Origin of the sequence: Synechococcus sp. A15-127 (assembly GCF_014280215.1) — a bacterium.
Lineage (GTDB): Bacteria > Cyanobacteriota > Cyanobacteriia > PCC-6307 > Cyanobiaceae > Parasynechococcus.
In genome coordinates, this window is the sequence record NZ_CP047948.1 from 554,689 (window position 1) to 578,772 (window position 24,084).

General features: G+C 45.1%; 1 protein-coding gene (only partly in view). It reads right to left on the reverse strand.

The genetic code is table 11. The annotated features are described in order from the left end of the window. A protein-coding gene (locus tag SynA15127_RS02875; protein ID WP_186484931.1) for a tandem-95 repeat protein crosses the window boundary here: on the reverse strand, positions 1–23,862 show its 5' portion. 20,079 nt of this gene lie to the left of the window's left edge; the window shows 23,862 of its 43,941 coding nt (coding positions 1–23,862); it begins with the start codon at positions 23,860–23,862; its stop codon lies off the left edge, out of view. Between the last annotated feature and the right edge of the window lie 222 nt (positions 23,863–24,084).

Genomic DNA, 24,084 nt, shown 5'->3' on the forward strand with positions numbered 1-24,084 from the left:
CAGTGTTGTTTCTTGCTCGTGAGGTGCTTCATTTTTGTAGTTCAGTTCAATTCTTCCATTGGAGGTGTCGCTTTGGATTGTGTAATCGAGTAATTTGTATCCATCCGCTAGCTTCAGTGCGTTTATTAACTCGTTTAAATTTGTTTTATCTGAAGTTGTCGCACTAATGCTGTTAATCCCATCTGTGAGAATATATTCTGTTGAGGCTTTCGCTGTAACTGGGAGATAATGTACTTTGTTGTCGGCTGAATCTATCCAGCGTAGTTCTACATCTACGGCTCGCTCAGCTTTCAGCGCTAAGAGTTCATCTTCGCTAGTAATTTTTTCATTGTCGACAAACAACTCCCATGAGTCAGCTCTTCCGCTATCTGTCGTTACTCTGAATCGATAATCCCCTTGTTCATCAGGTACGATTTCACCTGTCCAGCGTGCGGACAGGCCAGATGTTGCTTCGCTAAGACTTCCATCGGGTAGATAGTAACCCCAATCAAAGTCAACATTTGAATCTACTCTGCTTAGGTATTTTACGTCAAATTTGTCTCCATAGTAGTAAGTAGCATTCAGACCGTATTGCCTGATTGCACTGATTGATCCCTGTCCTGTTCCATCTCCATAGAAATAGTCTTCTATGGTTAGATCATCTTGTGTGTTGAGGACGCCATCGGCATTGATATCAATGATGAGATCATTATTTCCTGATCTGCCGCTACCATTTCCGCGAGCCATCCCGATCGCGCCATCTTGTGGTCCATCGAGGCTGAGTGTGGAGTGGAGTTGGAGGCGGAGTTCATCCTCTGAACCAGTTAGACCCCCACTGTCACGAATAACAGTGCCTCCTTGTCCGTGGAGCAGCCATCCCACACTTTCATCGGCTGCAGCCCTTTTGTAGAGTACTTGGTCAGGAATAAAACCAAGTTCTTCATATTTTTCCCACTGAACCTCTCCTTGCCAACGCGTTGGATCTGCCCATAGACGGAATTTCTCCCAGCTAATTAATTCTCCATCATGTTCAATTGGTTGAAGGCTGTCTGGATCACCCCCCATGGCTTGAAAGGCTTCCTTCAGTGTCAGTGTCGGTGTTAGCAGGCTATAAAGATCATCTCCAGTTCCTCCTTCGAGAAGGTCGGCTCCACCACCACCTTCCAGCACGTCTGAACCTTCATCGCCATACAATCGGTCATCGCCGGTGCCACCGTGCAGCGTATCTTTTCCGCGTCCCCCAATCATTATGTCATTTCCACTTAATCCCCTCAGTACGTTGTTCTGACTATCTCCAATTATGGTGTCTCCATATTTACTTCCAGTGACATTTTCAACCTGGCTGATGACACTATTTACACTTTCGAGTACTGACTGACTACTTAAATTTTCTGGTTCTAGAATTGCAATTGCTTTTGCGAATCCATCCAACCAAACGATTAGATCGACCTGGTGACCAGCTTCTATACCTGTTTCAATCACATCCCCAATTACATTTTGATCGAAGAGTGTTTCTGTTAGGGATGCCCTAATTTCATCTGTTATTGGTGTTGAAACAGTTTCTGTTGACCCTGTTGCTTCTGCTGCTTTCACTGCACTATCTTCAGCTGCCAATCCTGCCATCAAGTTGGTTAATTGATCAGTTCCAGTTAGCAACAATCGTGCTGCATCGCGTGCAATACTTGCATCTGCCACTCTTGTACCAGGAAGGATGACCACTGTTGTTGCGAGACTGTCGCTTGCTTGACTTCCATCCAAGGCTCCAAAAGATTTCACATCCGTGATTTCTACTTTGAGTTTGCCAAGATCGATCAATCGTTCCGATTCTGCAAGTTGTGCCGCTTCAGCAACAGACATCGTTGCCCGTGGGGCAACTCCCATTCTCCGCAGCAATTGTTCAACTGCTTCTCGTGAGTCTGAGTCTAATTTTCTGACTTCAGTGCTTCTATCCAGAAGTTTTACTTCCCCCTCATCAATCGTTTCTTGAACTGCAAATTGGCCTTCAGCAGTTATTGACGCTTGACCACCTTCAGAGTCTTTGTCTTTATAAATGACCTCTAGTTGATCCTCTGTTTCATTGAGTTGTACCGTAAAGTCTAGTTTTCCATATCCGTCAGCATCTCGAATTAACTCGACAATATCATCAATAGAGGTGGCATCTTCTGCTGTAATTACTTCATCATCTGTTGCCTTGAGCGTGGCACGATCTTCTGGCTCAATACCTTTTTTGTAAACCAGTTTAATGGAATCACCATCATTATCTGCATAAATAGTGAATTCAAGATCTCCATACACGCTTTGGTCTTTCAACTTACTGACGAGTTCTTCTAGATCTGTGTGATCCGAGGTTGTTGTACTAATGCTCTGCTTGCCATCGCTTAATGTGTATGTTGTAGACGGCTTGGTTTCTACTGGTATGACATAGTCCTCACCTGTTTTGATTGTTATTTTGTTTTGCCCATCGCTGAGCTCATAGGTTGTTGATGCCTCTGGCATCACATTGATGTAGTGGTAGCTTCTCTCGGGTGTCAGTAGTAATGGGTTTGTTGCTGTGCGATCAAAAATCTCTGGAACAGGGATCTTACCATTTTCTCCAAAGATAGTTTCAACGAAGCTTCTAACATTTGTTGATGGGTCCAGTCGCAAGTATCCACTGCTTACAAGATCTTCTGCAATCTCTCGTAAATCACCACGCAACTCATCCAACGTGAGTTCTGGATTGATCAGAGTTGCATCTCCACCCTCTGCTGGAAGCACAATGACAGGCGACTCTTGCCAGCTGAGGTTCACAACAACTGCGGCTTGGTCCTCTGAATAACTTGCCGTGTCAAATCCAGCTCCGGCTTCCAGCCAGTCAGCTCCTGGGCCACCATCCAGTGTATCGTTGTTAAATCCACCGTATAACTCGTCTTCACCAGGACCTCCAGAAAGAATATTTTCACCCCTTAAGCCATGGAGTTTGTCATTTCCTTCCTGGCCTAGCAGTCGATCTGTATAGCTGTTGACATCACTACCATAAATCACATCTTTGCCTGTTCCACCATCAAGATAGACGACTGGTACTGGCGCCAGACGTGTACTTCCAAATAAGGTATCATTGCCATCTCCTCCAGTTAAAATTCCAAATCTTTCTGGTAATTCTGCAAATTCTGATGACAACCATTCACCGAGCAGTGACTTATCGAATGGCAAAGTGTATGCATCAGAGGGTTGTAAGTGATCATCTGTATCTGTTCCATGGTTGGTGACAATGAACCTTAGCTGTTGCCTGGATTCATCATCATTATCGACCATCCGGATCCGTCCTTCATTAAAGGACGTTTCAAAATGCAGGAGATCTTGATCAATTCCTTCAATAATTACAACCAGTTCTGGTTGTTTTACTCCTTCTACTGTTGAATTGATTCTCAGCAAGGATCCTCTTAGATCAAAATCTCTTAATTCTTGTATGACATAACTGTGGGATATGTCTCTGCCATACGAATCTTTGATGGGTTGACTTAAGTATCTTTCAGCTGCTAACTCATTACTTCCTTTGTCGGCTGCAATGATCAGATCACCGCTAGCAGCGTCTTTAGGATACAGAACCTGATCCCATACAAAACTTGCATCTTCGGGTTCATGCAACACAAGTGTGTCCATGAAAGGGTTGAAGTCTTTAATGACGACAACATTTGCGTTGTCATCACTATTCGCTGTTCCAAGATCCTCTCTATAGAAAAAGCCGTGTCGGTCACCGATACGGAATTCGTCTGATAGGACTGTTCCTTGCATGACATTGACTATGTCTGCATCTGTAAAGTTATTGACCTCAGAACTCCACTCAGCCAGGACTGGATCTGCTGTCAGTAGTTGACTCTTATAGGCAATTTTTGAAAAATCTTTGTCTTTAATGATTCTTGCCATCGCGGCATCAGCACTCGTACCAAGCGCCTCTAGATAGCTCTCTAGATTGTTGATGCCGTATGTTGCTAGAGTAGCTTCATTAATTCCTTCAAGCTGTTTTTCGCTGTAGTTTTGTATTTCATTCACCCCGCTACGCTTATGATCAATGGCGAATAATTCTAGCTCGTAAATTCCATCTATATCTTTTGAGTTTATATCTCCATCATTATTGCTATCTCCTCTGATTGCAGTGAGTTCACTGGCATCGAAGTTATAGTCAAATTCGGCCCACCTCGGATCATTGCTGTTGGGCACAAACAGAGCATTTTCAAAGGTGATATCTCCAGTGACTCGAACATTGCCATTGTGAGTTGGTTCTAGTCGGTTATTCCGATAAATCATTGTGATTGGATTACCACCACCTTGACCATCGGCTTGTGTATTTTCATCGGCTGGTAGTGCAAAGAAATCTTCGCCTGTTAGCAAGAGATCGATATCTCCATCACCATCAATATCCCCACTATCAATGGTTCCATTCGCTACACCATAGAGTTCGATACCTGTATCCTTATAAATTGGTGTCTCTCCATCGATGTTGGTGATGTTGTGATCATCAGCTGTACCTGCATATAGGTAGATATTTGTTTGTGGTACCGCCAGGTTCTGACCTGTAGCGTCTCTTCTTGTTGCCGTAGAGAATCCAGTTAAAACAAGATCATTTGCAATGACTTCTTCATTTTCATTCTGCTCACTAGTCGCGTTGTTTACTCCATCAGCGTCGAACAGATGAATGGCCCCTTTGTATACTCCTGTGGGAGACAATTCATTCGCTTCAATTCTGTTGTATCCGACTTCATCGAATTCTTGTTCGTCATTCCAAATCATCGGTGTTAACACTTTCCATTGGTTATCACTGATGTCATTGACTATCAGACCTAGCAACGGATCAGCCTTTTTGGGACTTGTTATTTCACCAGCATTGCCAGCTATAAAGAAGCCGAAATTATCAATGTTGTCAGCTGTTAGTGTATTTGAAGTTAGGCCTTTGCTTGTGTTGTTAACCCAGAGAGTGCTTACATCGCTCAATGCACTACTCGGTTGATTCCCTCTAGCTGTTGTTATTGCGCTTACTTTGTTAGAAAGGTCAATTGGTTTATTTATCCCATTGTTATCTATGTTTTCTCTTACTAGTTTTAGTAGCTGGGAGTCTTTATATGTGTCTGTGAATTTCAGATTGTCGATTCCCCACGACTCATCACTGATTGCTTGATTTAGTGTCGAACTAAAACCCAGATCAATCGTTTCCAATCCTTTTGGGATTGTGATTGATATATGATATTTTTGATCATACGAATCGCCGAATACGGTATTCGCAAGTGTTTCGTACGGGGTAATTTTATACTCGTAGGTTGCTCCATCGATTGTCGTGTTTCCCGATTTTTGCGCTGTTGCGCTGTTATGCACGAATTTCTCTGAAATTATTTTCGTATCACCAGACCATACATTGAATGTCTCCCCATCCCACGAATCGATTCGTAGAAAATCAAATTCGATTGTTTGGGATTTTCCTCCTAATTGAATCTTAGTACTTGTGGTTGGTGTCGTATTTCCGGCCGTTCCTTCATTACCATAGCGACCAAGGAAAGCCCCCCATGCACTACTCTCTCTAGTTTCAACTTTTGCGTTTTCAAAATCAGTTGGTTGACTATTGAAGTCAATAAAGTTATAAGTGTCGGCCAATGGTTCGCCTGACAGGATTATGTTAATACTTGAATCATGACCTTGCTTCCCTGAGTTTGTGTGCGTAATTAGGTGGTTGGCATCATCTATTATCTTTTCAGGCTTTATAGTCTGGCTACTTTCGTTTAGAACATCTTTCCACCGGTAATTGCCGAGAAGAATATCTATTTCTCCGGTATTGTGCTCTATAAATCTTGCATGGTCTCCATTGTGTGTTAAATCGTAGTTGTCATTTTTACCTGTTTTTGTTATTTTCTCTAGTTTAATCTCTTTGCGTTCGTTTTGTTGCTTGATATCACTTACTACCTTGTTCCCAGTGCCTGTGTGTGTCTGTGTTATTTCAAGGGTGTAAGACCACATCTTGATATTTCCATCTTGGTAACCAACCTGCAGAAGCTGTTGTTGGATTGCCCCATCCTTATCGCTAAGATTTTTCAGATGGAAGCTTGGCTTTTCTAATACTTCCAGTCCATTTTTGTACTGATCCTCTCTTGTCTGTCCAACCGTTGTTGGCGATGATGCCGATTCGACTCCCCGTTTGAGATCAGTAATTTCTCTCAGGCCTGTGCCAGCCTCGTCAAATCGTGCTTTCCCATCACCATCCAGGTCTTCTGACTTAGTCGTGTTTAAATACAACGCTGTTCCTGGGATCCTTTCGTTGACTGATACGAGTACCTGTCCTGTTGAGGCCTCGCTGACTGGCTCGCCTGCATAAAAGAGTTGTTCCAATAAATCCCATCCACCCGCATCGACGATCTCCCCTAAATTATCTATTTTTTCTGAGCCTGGGACGCTGCTTGTTAATGTCAGCGAATCAAATGGGATTGTTGGATATCCACCCTCTTCCAGCCTTAATCCCGCATAGTATCGATAACCTTTGGTGTGTGTTGTTCCACTTCCTACCTGCCATTCAAATGTGTCACCACTGCCATAGTCACTTGGAATGGTAATTGGTTGATAGTAGTGCCGCCATTCCAAGCCGCCGATCTCCACTGGTTTCAGTTCAGTTGCTTCTCCAAGACCTTTATCCGTATTAACATCATTCGATGTACCAACCGTTCTGGCAAAGAAGAAAGTATCTTCACCGTTATAAGTCTCACTTGTTGCATACCATCCGCTCATGACATACGTTTGTCCGCCAACTACTTCGCCCGCGAAGTCCAATTGAAACTTCGTTTGGTTGCCGTTCTGTTGCAACACGTATTTCGAGTTCGTTGGATTATTCATTTCGATTACCTGGTTTATTCCCGAATCAAGCTGCGCTAAATCCCAATCATCTTGATATAGATAGAGTCTGGATACACCTGCCTTTTCATAGTAGTCAATTTCAATATCATAATATTCGCCCTCTTTAAGATCGGGCACCGTAAATGTATCCCATGTTGGTGCGTGGTCATTCCATCGATTGACATAGGGCGTTCCATTCACACTGACTCTTACTCCATCATCACTGAGTACCCAGAATCGATTATTGCCGTCTACAAATGCTTTGACACGTCCACGCACCTTTACGGAGAAGTAATCTCCATCCCCGTTACGGTCTTTGTCGTAACTATCATTAATGTAGACATTCTTCAGATAGTCAGTCTTTCTTAGCCAGTTCCGATTTGTGCCTTCATATAGTTCGATTCGTGCACCCCTTCCTTCTTTTGTGTCAATCGTCGGTACACTGTTACCCTTTTCAGCTGCTAGTTCTAGTGTGCCTGCTGAGAAGTCTCCACCGATAATTAGATTTTCGCTTCGTTCACTCGACCCTGCCAGTGGTAGCTCAAGTTTTCCATCCTCATTCCAATCCATCCAGTAAACATTGTCATTATAGGTATACGCGTTTGATGTTGGTGACGGAATTGTATAGATAGGCGCTATCGCTGTTGATCCGTATGGGTATTCAAATGCATTAGTTTTGACAAGATCTTTGGGTTGTTCAGCACTAAGGATTAGCTCATTCTGGTATGCAGGAAGCACTCCACCTGGATCTCTGGCCTGGATTGCCGCCGCCCCAAATTGAGGGTTGATTCCTAGTCGATCATCGATCAAACTTTCCGCCTTGATTTCTGTTTCGTTATCTTCACTTGTTATCGTTGCATCCTTTGCGTTGATTGCTTGTGTTGCTTTTGCGTTGCTGGTCGCAACGATGCTTCCAATTTTTGTATCGGCTGATATGGTAAAGGGTAAGTTACTATAGTTAGCAGCATTTCTTAGCTTGGTTACTAATTCTTCTAATGAGTCGGATTCAGCCCTTACGATTACTTTTACTGGGTCGTCTTGGGATAGCGATCGATCGGATAACGTATACTCTGTGCCATTGACTGGTGTTATTTCTAGCTTATAGCTCATTGAGTCTAATGCTGCTCCCCAAAGCTTCAAATCACGATTGATTCGTTCCTCAACCGTTGTTCCCCCGGCGAGAATTAATTCAAGGCCATTATCTGGGTCGTTGTCGAGATCAAACCACGCACCACGCCCATGGTTCACACCAAGTAAGCCGTAATCTCTCCAATCCTTCCAAGTACCACTGGCTTTACCTTCATCGTTCAGTGTTTCGACGTACCGAATTGCTGCTTCGATTGATGCGATATCAGCTGCACCATTGGCATCTCTCGCCATTCCCTCCGGGATCGTGACTCTTTCTTCTGGTGAAAATGCAGCCTTCCCTGGTGCAACAACGAGTCGATCTGGTGGGACATTTTCTTCATCAATATTGTGTCTTCCGATGGCATCCTCTGACACGTTGATGAAGCGACTTAGGACCTGGTCTGTATCTCTATCAATAATCGACATCACACCAACTCGCCCGGTGTCTCCTGTACCTTCTGGCCACGCCGGCATCGGTTGATTGCCTGCATACGATGATGTCAATGCCTCCCAAGCAATTTGTTTGTTATCTGCTATGTCAGTTGGTACAGTGTTAGGGTCTTTCTTATTGCGAGCGACGTATTGTTTTACGATATTTATGACTTGTTCCTCGCCAAGATCAATGATGAGTTTATCTAGTAGTGCTTCTGGTGTAAATTTTTGCCACTTTAAATCAATGGATCCAAAGCTCAGTCCATCTGTTAGGGAGATGACATCAGTGCTAACTGCATTGATATTGACCTCGTAATCGATGCTGGAACTATAGGTTGTTTCGATATCTCCATTATCATTCTCTTTTTCTTCTTTGGTAACTACTTCCGTTGCCGTTAAGTCCAATGTGTACAGTTCTCCGTCCACTATTCCATTTTCAGTTGTGATTTCACTGACGACATTTCGAGTCGTTCCATCATGTTCACCCGCATAGAAGTTCCAGACGATGTCTGTACCTGTCCCAGGGGCCAGCTCATAAACAACACCATCGGTACTACGCCGGTTCAGTGTGAAGTGTTTGCCTGAGTGGATACCGGCATTGTCACCATCGGTCGCTTGTGCTTCCAATGTCAATACCACGCCTTCAAGTGCTTTCCTGAGATCACCTTTCCTGAGATCACCATCCGTTGAGATGGCCGTTGAGATGGCATCCCATGTCACCATGAGATCGGCCAGGACGGTATCTGTTTCTGTATCTTGCTTCAGTAACTCAACTTCGTTCTTTCCATCTGCATTGGTTATTGCATTGATTTCATCGACTTGTGTTAGAAGTTTGTTCAGATCATTCTTCAGATCCTCTGCATTCACTGGTCTGAGGCGATGCCCAACCAGAACATCAGAGTTGATACCACCCACGAGTCTGTCAAAACCCAGGCTCCGAATATCAGTTGGTAGATTGATCAATTTGAATACATACTCTTTTATTTCTTCAATTCGCTCACGTGTTGACAAGTTCGAGCTGGCTGCATATGGCATTGCTATGTCACCTACCAGATCTTTTATTTCGGGTATGGCTCCTTCTGTTACTTTGTCTGCATAATCACCCCCCTCACCGGCATAGAGAATATCTTCTCCAAGAGCACCAAAGGCAGTGTCACTTCCATACCCACCAGCCAGCACATCCCGTCCTGCATAGGTTTGCCCTGGGCTGGCCATCGTGAGCAGCATCGGATCATCGGAGTCGTCGCCTACCAATTTGTCGTTGCCATCTCCACCAGCTAAGAGGTCATCTCCGATAGCACCCCATAGTTCATCATTGCCTTTGCCACCTTCCAGTGCATCGTTTCCATCCAGGAACTGTTCCACCAGATTCATGGTGGCTGCGTATCCCTTCAGGATGTCATTTCCGGTACCGCCCAGCAGAACATCTGAGCCAACACCACCCTCTAGGAGATCTGGACCGTGTCCGCCGAGGAGCCAGTCATCTCCTTGTTCGCCTTGCAATCGGTCTTCATCTCCATAGACATCTGACGGATCATCAGCCAGCAGCCGCAACAATTCCCATTGTGCAGGAGTGATCCCACTCCAATCTGTCGTGCTATCACCGTCGTTTTCAGCACCCTTGTCCCTCGTTGTGATGGCAGATCCGAATGCCACCTCCAGTAGGCTCCGCATGTCGACGATTTTTCCAAGCCTGTCTTCGATCGGTACAGTTTCTTCAATGAGTGCGCTGATATCTTCTTCTCCCTCCAATTTCATAATTTCATTCTTGACCTCTTCCTTTTTGAAATATAGATTCAGTGTTTCTGGGTTCTCGGTATAATCGTTGATCAGATATTTCTGCACCTCAGGCAGCATGACGCTAAGCACAAAGTCATTGTATTGGTCGAAGGTGCTTTCCGAAGCTTTGAGATTGAAGCGATCTCCAAAGAGCCAGTCGCTTTCGATTCCACCCAGAATTTGATCTTTACCTGAACCTCCAATCAAAACGTCCTTTCCTTTATCACCGTAGAGCCGATCAGCACCTTCAGAACCGGATAGTTGATCATCTCCTTCTTCTCCATAGAGTTCATCATCTTCACTACCGCCTTCCAGCCTGTCGTCACCTGTTACACCCCACAGCACATCGACACCTGCACCACCAACGAGCAAATCATCTTCTGAGCCACCATCCAACTGATCGGCTCCTTCATCTCCAAACAATCGGTCTTCACCTTCGTGGCCTTTCAGAATGTCTGGGTCGTATCCACCAGTCAGAAGATCTCGACCCTCTGCACCCTCCAGTTCATCCTGACCTGCTCCACCATGCAGTGTGTCCAGACCAAACTGTCCTTTCAGCCAGTCGTTCCCGCCTTCCCCTTTGAGTACATCGTCACCATCGTTTCCCTCAAGTGTGTCGTTGTCGGCTCCCCCTTCAATCAGGTCATTCCCGGTACCGGCGATTAGTAAATCATTGCCTGTATCACCCTGCAAGGTGTCATTTCCACCTTCTCCGAGCAGATAGTCATCCTCACTGCCCCCTTGCATTAGGTCATGCCCTGACCCTCCGTACAGGCGGTCTTCATCCGCTTCACCCTGAAGTACATCATTGCCTGCTTCTCCAAGCAGACTGTCAGCTCCTGATCCACCAACCAAGAGATCATCGTCTTCACCACCTTGCATGGTGTCTTCACCCTCTTCACCCATGAGGTGATCAAGACCGGTTCCACCGATCAGCACATCTTCACCGGTTCCACCGTGAACGACGTCATCCCCACTGTCTCCGTACACCAAATCGCTATCGCCTCCGCCCTCGATCAGATCATCTCCTTCACCCCCATACACAGTGTCTTTGCCGTCGTCTCCCTTGATCTGATCGTCGCCAGCTTCTCCATAGATCAGATCGCGTCCTTCGCCAGCTGAGACGACGTCTTCACCTGCACCAGCAGCAATGGTGTCACTACCGTCACCTCCCGACAGTTTGTTGTCTCCTGCACTACCACCGATCAGGTCATTTCCGTCATCACCTGAGACCACATCAGCATCGAATCCAAGGATGGCGGTGCTGCTTCCTGCTCTCAGTTCTGAGATTGGAAGATCACTCCCTTTTGAGATGGAACCTGCAATCAGAACATCATCACCCTCACCACCATCGATCACATCGGCTCCGCCTTCGCCCAGCACCGTGTCGTTACCTGTGCCACTCTCGATCTGATCATCTCCTTTACCACCCGACAGATGATCGGCACCCTCATTGCCACTGATGTGATCGTCACCCAGATCACCCACAACCGTGTCATCTGAGCTGCCACCAGAGATGGTGTCATCTCCAAGCCCGCCATCGATCAGATCACGACCTGCATCTCCCGTCAGCTTGTCTTGACCGGCACCTCCCAGGATCGTGTCGCCATCGCCACCACCACTGATCTGGTCGTCTCCCTCATCGCCGGAGAGGAGATCCCTACCCGCTCCTCCAACGAGGCTGTCATCGCCTTCACCACCTTGCAGTTCATCTCCGCCTGAATGACCAACCAGGGAATCATTTCCAACATCTCCCAGCAGTTGATCATCAGCTGAGCCACCAACCAACGAATCTGATCCTTCCCCACCACTCAGTTCGAGGCGGATACTGGAGCCAGAGCCATCCACGTAATCATTACCTTCACCACTATCTCCTGTGATCAAGGTGATACCAGAAAATCCTTCTGATTGTCCACCTGGACCTCGTACATTCATATTTGATCCACCCTGCAGAGTGAAGACTTCGCCGTTGTCGTTCGGATCTAGATTTCTCTGATCCGCTCTCGCACCGATATTCAACAGAAGTGTTGAACCTCCATCTGGTGCACTTGCATAATATGGTTGTGGTGGTGCACCTCCTTCGATGTCGAGCCTGAACAATTCAAATTCAGGAGTTCTATAGAGTGCAAACTTCTTCGTGAAGAATAAGAGGTCAAGCTTCACACCAATTTCTGCCTGCAATGCCACTCTTAAGGAGGCATCAAAGATTGCCAGCGGGTTGTATGAGAAGTTGTCGAACAGTTCCTGGAATCGAACACGACCATCGTCATTGGGATCATTCAGCTCTATCTCCAGATCTCCGATGATTGCAGCATCTCCATAAATTCCGAGGGGTCCGATGGAAACGCTGACGCCACCGCCGACTTCCATGCGGATTTCTGCACCTGCCCCTTCATATTGAGGTCCATTCGGCGACAGTGAGAATCCAGGTTCTTCTGCTAATACATAGAATCCGTCTGCCAACGAGCTCAGCTCACCTGTTTCAATCAATCCCCCAAGCCCAGTTAAGTCATAACCGAGGATGGTTGGTCGAATGTATGGTGTCAGCTCTGCACCAACATTCAGGCTGACTGTCGGTGGAGAATAGATTGGTATGGACTTGTAGAAGTCCCAACTTGTTGTGAAGCCTTGTATTTGCAGCCGGATCAGGTCGAGTTCATAGCGACTGTCGGGATCTGATCCCATCATCAAATCCTTGAGCTTTGAAGCTGTATATCCGAAATCAAGGAACGGGAATGTTACAGCAGTTTTGCCAATATCTGGTTTTTGTGATTTGGTTTTTTCAACCGGTCCGCTACCTAGATTGATGGCTCCAAGAGCATCATTGACCGCATCATCTTGCGAGCCTTGTGCTTCATTGTTGGCCTTTTGATCTGTTCGCCGAGTGGATACCTTCGTGTCTGCTGCATATTGGAAATTAAACAAATCATCTTGTTTTGGCTTGATATTCCCGGTTGTCCACGTCTTGTCTTCAAGGAACAGTGTGGTTGGCACACTGATTTCACCTGAATCACTAATCGAGGCGACAGTATCCACAACGCTGTTGATCCCGTTGTAGAGATTGACCCACTTGGTCACCGATCCGTTAGGTGTGCCTTCTCGGCCAAGATCGATGATATTGTGAAGTCTGCCTGCTCCCAGTAGATTTAAGCCTGCAATTGAGAATTCGGTTTCCAGGATGTCTACAACTGGCTCCATAGGATCCAGAAAATAATCATTCAGGAAGTCTGAGATCTTTACAAATGGTCCACTGGCTGCTGCGAGTTGGTCACCCAGGCTGACGGTGATATCTCCTGGGCTTAGCAGGAATGGTGTCTGTTCAAATGACAGACCACCTGAACTTCCACCCGAGAAATGACCGCCATACAACATATCCCCATCGATCGAGATCACATCTCCCAGCGATGCACTGATCGTTGGATCAAGTTCAAAACCTCCAAGAAGATTGGCCTCAATATCCAGTTGGCTGATATCTGCCAGAGGGACTAATCCGCTGCCACCATCACCATCTTGTAGGTCCAGCTCAACGGTGACAAATCCACTTAAGAAAGGATCTTCTTCAGGTGCAATGATCGTTAGATCACTGCCAACTCGTTCTGGCGCACCCAATCCCAGTGTGTTTTCGTCTGAACTTGATGCAGCTAGTTCCAGGAAAGAAATTGACCCTTCTAAGGGCTGAGTACTTTCGAGATAGGCACCTGCAACAATTTCTGCATTTCCTTCTACTCCCCCCTTGATCTTTTCTCTCAGAAGCTTCATGTCTTCTGGCATGTCACTCATTGAGGACACACCTGCTTCTGTATCAATCAGAAATGCCGATTTAAGATCTGTCGGGTTGGCATCGAAGGCAAATCCGACGGATCCACCTGCAAAGAGATTCAGATCAAATCCACCTCCAAGATTTATCAGATCATCAGCCAGACTGATGTCAAAATTAAGCGGTGTTTTGTATTCAAATCCATCAAGGCTTAAATCAAAACGGTAGTAGTCAGGCATGTCTCCTGCCATGGTGCCCTGGTTGTTCGCAGCACTCATGTCTTTCAGGTATCCTTCCTTGAACTGATCTAGATTTGTTCCTCTCAGTCTTTCAAACCCATCCAGTCCTCGAGCATCTGTATTGCTTAGGTCATAAACAGTTTCTTCGCTTGTATCATTCTGCACGTTTTTAATTTTTTCTCGGAGCTTGGTTGCATCTGTTGGCTGCAGTGTTTGCAGAATAATCAAATGATCATGCTTGCTTTTGTCATCAGTTTTTCGCAATAAGACATACTCTTTGTCAAGCTCGGAATCGTTAAGGTCAATCTTCTGATACCCAGCGGGTAGTATCAGGATGTCATTTTGATTTTTTTCCTCACCATTCACGAAGGCTTTGCTTTCTTTCAATATGATGTGTGTGTATAAGTCCTCTTCGGCTTCGATGCCATCTTCGCCGAATTCTACTTCATACGTGATGGCGTAATCTGTCATGCTCGTGTATCGAGCACTTGTGTCCAAGGATATTTTTTTATCGACCGGTGCTTTTCCGTCTACGCAGAAGTAAGCTTCGAAATTGGGTCGCGGATCAAGATTGAGCGAGAGGAACTCAACACCTGAGAGGGCTTCGTTGAGTGTTGGAATCAGATTCCAAGGTTGTAGCTCTTCTCCTTTTTCTCTGACGCTGGCTATCGCTTCTTCTGCTGTATCAAAATGAACAGTGAACTCTTTAATGGTATCGCCTGCATCGGGGGCAAATAGGCGCATCACTGGATTGTCTGCTATTCCTTCTTCAATGCTCGTCTGCACATTGTCAATCGTTTCTTCGATCTTGGCGAGGATGAACAGAACCTGGGACAGGCCAAACCCACTGCAGTTCAGTAAATCGCCGATGTCATCCACTGCTTGAACACCATCTGCGTAGGCGTCTTCAAATGCCTTGAAGGTATTCATTATTTGTTGACCGGTCTGTTCGGCCATTTCGTAAAGTATTTCTGGTTGTTGTTCTGTTCTAAAATCAAAAGCTGTTTCGAAGGACAGATCAGAGAAACCACCCGCACCCTGCTGATCAATTCCTGCTGCAGCTCCCGCGGCAATCAGCGATGCGTTGGGATCATCTGGTGTTGCCGAGACGATGACTTCTCCAGTGTTCTTATTTTCAACGATGAATTCAAGATCTGATACGGAGAACCAGGCGCTTGCTTGCACCTCTGTTGCATCAAGATTTAATTTCGCAAATTTATCTTCATCAAGGACATCAGGGATGTCAAATCTCTCAAGGCCTGCTGGTTCTGGATCAAAGAAGAAGACATCACCAGGTGATGTTGCATCCAGATCCAATCCGAAGCCGAGTGCTGCGTTCACATCTACACCGACATCCCATGTCGACATCAGTTTAAAACTGTCGGCAAAATCTGGTTTTTCAAACTGAAATAACTTAATTGCCTCTTCGATAATGTCTGTGGTTTCACCTGCCGACCAATCCAGCGAATCACCAAAGTCGAGCAAAAATGTGTAGCGGATCGGATCATCAGATTCTGGATCTGGGCACTCCCCATCAAAGACGTCAACGCTTGGTACTTCGACCAACTTCAGAGTTACCTCACCCATTCCGATGTCATCCATTCCTTCGTTGAATGCGACGACCCATTCCTCTGGGGGAAGTACATAATCCGTGTATTTCCGCACCTCTGCGGCAATTGTGTTGAACCCCGTCTCCACGGATGCGAAGGAGAATTCAAATGCATCGGCAAATCCCTTAATTACCGGGTCACCACCAAGGCCTCCACTCAGTGTTTTGCCTAAGTCTTCAATTCGGTCTGCCAGACCTGTCAGCATGGCCAGCCAGTTCGCTGGTGAGAAGTTTCCATCATTGAGCCCGCACAATGCTTCATCAACAGCATCCTGTACGGCATTAATCGCATTTGATACGGTATCTGCAGTGGCACCTAATGGATTACCGGCTAATACGAAATCACCGATATCTGTAGCTTGGAAATTGAATGCTGCTGCGGCATTTGCGCCACCATTCACGACATCGATATTGGATAAAAGGTCTAGTCTTTGTTCTGTTTCCTGGCTGACAGAAGTGTCGTCGTTATACCAGTCCAACGCGATTGCCGCATCCATTCCCAGAGCATTTCGTACGTCAGGGAATTCGACATAGGCGTTTGTTCGTAGGGTTATTTTTGGATCTGCATCTACAGAGTTAAAGTCGCCTCTCACTTTGACTCCTTCAGGCAGACCTGCCTTGTACACTCCTGCTGCAGCATCCAGCGTGAGTTCCATCTCGATCGGTGTTGTTATGGCCACCTCTGTTATTGCCTCTTCAGTTTCTTTCTTTTCTATATCGACTACAAACAGATGTTCACTGCTGATATACTGCTCAAATGATACTGTGATGCTGTCGGGCCGATCTTCGTCTTTTTTCTCTTTACTTGTATAGATCGAGCCAAACTTCTTGTCTCCCAAGGGGAAACTTACTGAATTGTCTGTACTGTTATAAGCTACATCTTCATTGCTTATCAGGAAACGGTCTGGTCTTTGCAGGCGATCGACACCGGCTCCAAACTGCAGGAGTATTTCTGCCATACTCGCCGTGTAGTCTTCTCCGGTTGTGCTGTAGCTCCATAGGGAGTCATCATTTCCCTCCGGCCAATAGTCACCGATTGGACGCGCTGCACGTGGATCAAGATAGAAGAAACTACCCATCTCTGTGGCACCGGCGTCATAGCCGAAGATCATTCCCGCATTAAATTCAAGTCCGTACGACAGATCCGCCTCATATCCATCCGCCACATTGGCCAAGGCCTGGGCAATAGGGCTTGATGTGACAGCATCTGGTAGCAGATCGATGAATTGCTCCGCTTTGAGACTGAGAGAGTCTCCAAACGTGTATGACCCTCCAAGACCATTGGGATTTGTGATTAGCAGCGTATCTTCTCCTTGATCATCGATCATCGGAGTGAGTCGGTATCCCCCTGCCGATTTGTCGTAGAGTGCAAATCCTTTTCTGCTCTGTTCCCATTCAAGATATATTTCTTCTGAGTTGTGCACCTCGAGATTGTCTTTTTCCAGTACCATACTGCTGAGTGAGCTTCCATCTGTTTCGGACAGCGTCAGTTGATATCTGTTACTGCCTTCTGTGAGTTCACCGAAGCTTTTTTCAGGTAACGCAAGCACCCATTCATTATCTTCAGTGCCATCTTCATGATGGGTTGTTATTTCTTTGAAGTGAGATAAATCGAGTATGTGTTCTGTATTTCCGGTTGTGCTTAGTTCATACAGATAAATCTGTGCTTCGCTGCTGAACGGTGTGTGTGTGGATAGGACGACACCGGCATCAAGTTGTAAATCATCAAAATACGCTGAAGTGTCATTATGTATTTCTAGGTCTGTAGAGTCACTGTCATTACTTGTTTTTAATTGTATTTTTGCTTGGCTATTTGTGGTGCTCGGCGTGAATGTATACGCATACAGGCCTTCAACTTCTTTTCCCTCACTGGTGCGGAGTTCTTGTTCAAGATTCATTGCTTGGATATCCACAGCCTTGTGTGCATAGATATCACTATGACTGACTTTTAATTTAATGCTCTCCGCTCCATCGTTTGTCCCTGCAATGATGATTTGTTTCGCTTCTTCTGATCTGCCATTGAAGATTGCATACCCTTGGTGCTCTTCATTCCATTCGATATAGACTATATTTGTATCGATACCTGTGCCTTCTGCAGTTTGGATGTTGGCGCTTGTCAGGGCACTTCCATCAGCATTAGTGAGTGTGATCTTGAGTCTTTTATCCTCAGTCGGCGGTAAGCCAAATGTATTCAACGGCAATGTCAGTACGGACTGTTTATTTCCTTCATCTTCGATATCGACAAAATCTGACATCTGTATTGTTTCTTCCCTGTGTCCTTCTACATTCAGCCCGTCTTTTTCAACAGCGGCGAACTGGGCTTCCTGCTCTTTGCTCAGTAAAAATGTAGCGACAACATGATCTTCGCCATTCGATTCCAACAGAATATCCCCCTTGCTGAGTCTCATTGCACTGGGTACTCCGATTTCTTTATCGTTGCACTCAGCTTCCATGCTTTCAGGGCCTGCAAGTAGCCTGAGATGAATGTCGAGATCATTATCTCTGAATATTGTATTGACTTTTTGAATAAAACTTTCTGTCGTTAACCATTGGTCTCTGAACTCTGATAGTTCACTGCCTACAGCTGCAAATCCCTGGGCCAGCTTTTCTGCATCGTTAAGCCAATCGCTTGGCATCCAATCCGGCAGTTCTTCCGTTTGATCTTTCAAGACCGCCAGTTGATCCACCAACTGATCCGACATATCGTCCATCGTAGTGATAAATTGATCAAGAAAGCCAAACCAACCTCCGGCACACTCTGGCATCGTGAGTGAACTGAAGGAATCAATCAATTTCTGCACATCATCCACGAGTGCAAGGCCTGCTTCTTTGACTTCTTGTTGGATATCATTGCCTAGTTGTACAAGGTGTTTCTCAGTGAGATTCAGCCGAACACCACCTTCTAATTCTGTTTCTTTCAGTGCATCAGTCAGTTTTTTCGTGGCCTCTTCTTCATCGATTGCATCCACTCCCATGCCTATTCTTAAACTCATCGTTTCATAGGCTTCCTCCGGTGTCAGCTCAAAGACTCTTGTGCTTCCATCATTGTTTTTTAGTAGTGGAATACTGATGTTCAGTTGGCTGAGTTCAAACCCAGCTGCAATAGCAAGTTCTTGTTCTGATAAATTCACTTGGCTGTTATTATCCAATCGTTTTTCAAAGAAAGCCTCTTCTACGTTATTTTCGCTAATATCCGGCCAGTATCCATCAAGTCCTTCTGTTTTAGTATTGACTAGTTCGAATACTGATCCCGACTCATCGCAATACTCTTTAAGTGTCAAACTGCCTGCTGATTCCAAATTAAAGTCGAACGTTGCACTGATGTCAGCAAATAGTGTGGAGGCTATATCCACGAGCATGGCCCCGCCTTTGAGACCCCTCTCCTCGAGCATCTCCGCAAAGTCACCACCCTCCAGGCTTAATGTTTGTGTGAGGCTCAATTCATCGCTTGGGATCAAGGCGTATTGGTCAACTTCTCTTTCAACGCCACTAATCAGCTCAATTCCGCTGCTGTGTTCCATTCTCATCGGAACGGAGGCTGCGATCAACATACTGTTGATGTTTTTGACGAGTGCCTCTGGATTCATGACCGAATCCTGAAAACGCATCATCGCGTTGCTGATATCGTCTAGTTCCTCACTAATACTACTGATTAATTGAACTGGATTGCCGCTCAAATTGCTAGGCAATCGATCGAGCAGTTCTGCTCCCTTGTTGAATCGATTGGATACTTCATCAAGCAAGTTGGCAATTACTGGAATCAGTGTGCGCCAGCATCGTAGTTCCGCCGAATCAAGATCAAAGTCGAGGTCACTGACGAGATCGTTGACCTCATCGAGAAAGGCTTCACCTAGTTGTGCTCCAAAATCCTTCGCTACTTCGAATACCGGATTTAAATCCAGATCGAGGTCAAGATTCATTCCAGCATCTATTTCTAACTCATCGTTTTCGGTGCGATTCACGTCTATAGCGGTACCCAGAGTCAGTGAGAATGATTTCTCCGGGTCTTCCAGCGTTGACTTAATTTCTGCTCCCTCTTCGTCTGTTATATCTGTATTGAGTTCAAAGTTTGCCAGTTCGATGCCAAGTGACGCTGTGATTTCACTGTTTGTCGGTGATGTTTCATCACCCAGTGTCAGTCCTAACGTGTGTTGATCCCCAGAGCTTCCTTCCGGCCAATCGTTGATTTCTTCATCAAGGCCTCTCGGGTCGAAGCTAAATGCATTGGTTACTGGAGCAAAAAAGTCGTAGGCAAAGACGATTCTTCCATTGAGATCCATCTCAAGATCAATGGCTGCGTTGATGTCTGCACTGATGGCCTCAAATACAGAATCCAGCCCATCTGCCAAGGACTTGTGTCCAGATTTTGCGAGAGTTACAAGCTCATCTTTCGAGAACTCGTATCTTCCATTCAGTTCACTTCCTTCGTGATAACTTAATTCAAAGACATAGAGCGATGTCTCAGACGATGTTCCTGGTTTGATGATCAGGTCAACCTCTCCTTCACGGTGAAAACCTAGATCGATTGAAACCTCTGATATATCGTCTCCATTAATCGTACCCTCTGGATCTAGCCTGATACTTAAGCCTGGTTGGGTTGAATCAGCCAACTCATTTACAAGACTATTATTGCTATTTTCTGTTCTTGCCACTGTTTGATCGATTGCCGACTCGTTAATCACTCCAGTTTCTAGCAATATTTGCAACGCCGAATAAGCTCGCAATTTAGCGAGATCATGATTCGCAGCATCTTTCAGATTGTCTTCATTAACTGATGCATAATTGAGTAACTTCCAGATTTTATTATCTATTGATCCTTGGGCAGAGCCTCCGATTTCAGACATGCGATTTAGGATCTCTTCTTTAGTCGATTCGGTTAATGACTCTGCACTGGTTGATGCGACAATGGCAACTTGTCTTTGCCCATCTCCCAAGGAGGCAAATGGAAGTATTTCCGGCATTCGTCGACTGAGTTGAATTGGATTAATTTCAAAGCCATTCTCTATAAAATTGTCAAAAACTGAGGTGGTTAAAACTGCGTTGCTGTCTATTACCTCATTTAATTTGAAGGAGCTATCTTTCAGTTTCCATGTTCCAGTGTCATCTCCATTCTTCGTGCCTACAAAGACTTCTTCACTTTGGATTTCTGTATATCCATTTCCATCACCCCTATCAACCATTACCGTGGATGCAGGATTTGCATAGGAGATGGCAATTTGCTTTGGGATTATATTTGTCGTTTCTGGTTCAATGTCCAATGTACTTAGTTGGCTTTTCAAATGAATGTCGATAACGGGCTTACCTGTTTCTTCCTCAATAGCACGTGTGTTTAGATCAATGTTTCGCGTATACACAGTCTCTGATCCGATCTCATGTGTTTCTATACCGTTTTTCCAATCGATATTGACGATAATTTCCGTTGTTTCCTTGCTGCCATTTTTATTTTCTTGGTTGATGTCTAATAGTGTTAGCTGATAATTGAGTGTATTTTCCGTGTTCATTTCTATTTTTTTAACTACGATTCCTTCTTCCAGTTTTTTGCCATACTCGTGAAATGTTTCAAAGTATTCTTTCTTTGTCTCGGTGACATCTTGCCATAATGCTTCTGTATTATTTTCATCAGTCGCTACGTGATGGTCACTTCCAGTTTTACTTTGAACGCTCTGTTGTTCCAGGTGTTTTCTTGTTAGTGCTTGACCATTTTCGATACCTTCAGCATAAATGTATTGAAGACCCGTTGGTGGGTTGTTGCCCAGATAGTGAGCTTCTACGCCATTTTCTTTATCAACGATCACAGTGACTGTTTCAATTTTCTCCCCTTGTTCATCTACCTTCTCGATTTCGAGTTTGTAGTGGAGTGGCCGGCTTGTATTGACGGATAGAGTCTGAAGTTTCAAGCTATTCTCTTCAGTAGCTTTCTCTGAATATTCGAATCCTTTAATTAAGTCGGATTCAAAGAGCTCCTTTGTGGTTTCACTTGCTGCCCACTTGCCGTTTGCTTCTTCAAAATCAACTGGTAATGTGAGTACCCCATTTTGATCTTCGAATATGGTGTTTTCTTGTAGCGTTATCAAAAGAGATTTTTCTCCATTTTCATTGGATACCAGATCAACGCTTTCAGGAATGATTGTTTGCTCACCGATGACAACAACTATTTCGTTCTCAGAAATACTGCTTCGATTAAAATCTACATTTTTGCTAGCAAGGTCAAGTTTGTATGTCAGCCCAGTGATGTGCACCGCTTGCTCATTGATAAATGAGGTGATAGCTATACCATTGGTATCTCTTAATATATTTTCCTCTAGTTGTTGAATCTTGAAGCTTTGTTCTTCGGATGTCGTTGACCAATCTGCATCCTCACTTACTTGGAATTCTCCGGACTCTGCGAATGGCTGTTGATCATTGGTGCTGTCTGTTGCGAGTGTGCTGAAGTTCAGAATCTGTGGGCTCCCTATGTATTCTTGCGTTTCCGTTGGCCTTTTATCGCTCGACGGCTTCGCCAGTAAATTGAGGCTTATTCCCGTTTCATGTCTGTTCAGTTCATCATTGATGAGTTCAACAAATTCTTCAGAATCAAAGATTTCATTTTTTAATGCGGAGATCCCTTCTGCGGCGCTTTCTAGACCGCTGCTGAATTCTGTGTATGTTTTTTTTGCACTTTCTGGAACCCAGTCCGGCAGTTCCCCAATGCTTTCAGATGCCTCTGCAATATTACCGACTAAATCGCTGACCTCGTTGATCAAGTTCACCCATGATGCCAAGTTGGTACCAACATCAAAGGCGTCACTCAGCGCAGTGATTCGATCTTCAACTGCCTTGCCTATGTTTTCTACAATACTTGATGAGACATCTGTGTTTAACTTGATATAAACATCCGAGCTTGTTTCATAGGTCATTCCTTCCCCGATATCTTGTAAGGCGACCAACCCTTTTTCATACGATGGGTTTTCCTTGGTTGTCTGAAGATCCAAATTTGCACTTCCACCGACGACCAGTAGATTTTCGATATCGCTTTGGCTAATACCCAGCCATGTTGGAATCTCGGTTGTTCCACTGACGACATTCCCTTCAAACAGGACAGATAAGTCTTGAGAGTGGTTTCGATCCGGATTGATTCCATGTGTATCAATTTTGACGATATCACCTGAATTTTCGGCATCCAAATCTATTTCTAGCCGTATCCCGCCTTGCAGCTCTGCTTCAAGGTTGACTTCAATTTCTGGAAGATCATTTAGAACCTCTAAATCTATCCCTAGTGATGTACCTAGAAATTCTTTCAGCGGTAATTCAATTGTACTTTTTAGTTTTGCCCCGCCAAAATCAATGACCAGCTCACGTTTTGGATTGTCGAGTCCATTTGCTATTTCTATTAAAGTAGGTAGTGTTGAAGTTATGGTGACGCTACTTTCATCGCTTTCGTTTAGGCCAAGTGGCTCGTTAATTGTTTCATTCAGTATTGTTTGTAACTCATTTGCGACCTGCGAAGGCATTAACTCTACTGATTCAATTAGTTCTTGAAGTTCGCTCTCGAAATCAATGAAAGGACTGATGTAGTCTTCTGTGAGCGCCTCCAGCTCATTGTCATCAAGGAACTGAGCTAACGCACCTGCTGTGCTAATACTTGTTTCAATGCTTTCCTTGATTGTTTCTATCAGCCCTGCTACCCCCTCGAGCAATGAGCTCAACGGTTGACTTGACCAGTTTGCAGTTTCATATAGAGATGTGTATTTATTGTCTCCAATGAGATTTAGAACAGCCTCCTGATAGCTGCCGTTGTACTCGCTTTGTGCCAGTCCCATCGACTGCAGCGCTTCCCATTGTCCGTCGTCTAGTTCGTACAGGATCTGCCAAGACAGAAGATCATCAGTGCCGATGCTGTCCAGTTTTTTCCAGGCTTCTTCGCCCAAGGACAGGAATTTGGTGGCTTCCTCTGGGGCCAGCCCCTCAAACCATTCCGTCCAATTTTCGCTGCCCAGCAGATTCTCCAGCTTGATTATCGACATGTGGAGGTCAAGCGACAGTTCTCTAACTCTATTTATAGCTGTCTGCTTTTTTGTTTTCTTCTCACTTTTATGGGCTTCAGTCAAGGGTGGCTGACCACGCTTTTTATTTATTCACAGTTCTGTCCTTCCCCTGCCGAAAAGGCTCTTAGGGTTTCATGCTTTGCTTCTTGGCTTAATGCTTTGATCTGGTAAATTTGCTGCTAAATATTATTCCCCTATGCCAGCTTCTCTGGGTTAACTTTCATTCTTGCCTGGCCTAAAAGTTTATCATTGCCCGCTTTTCTGATCTAATTGTTTAATTTGTAG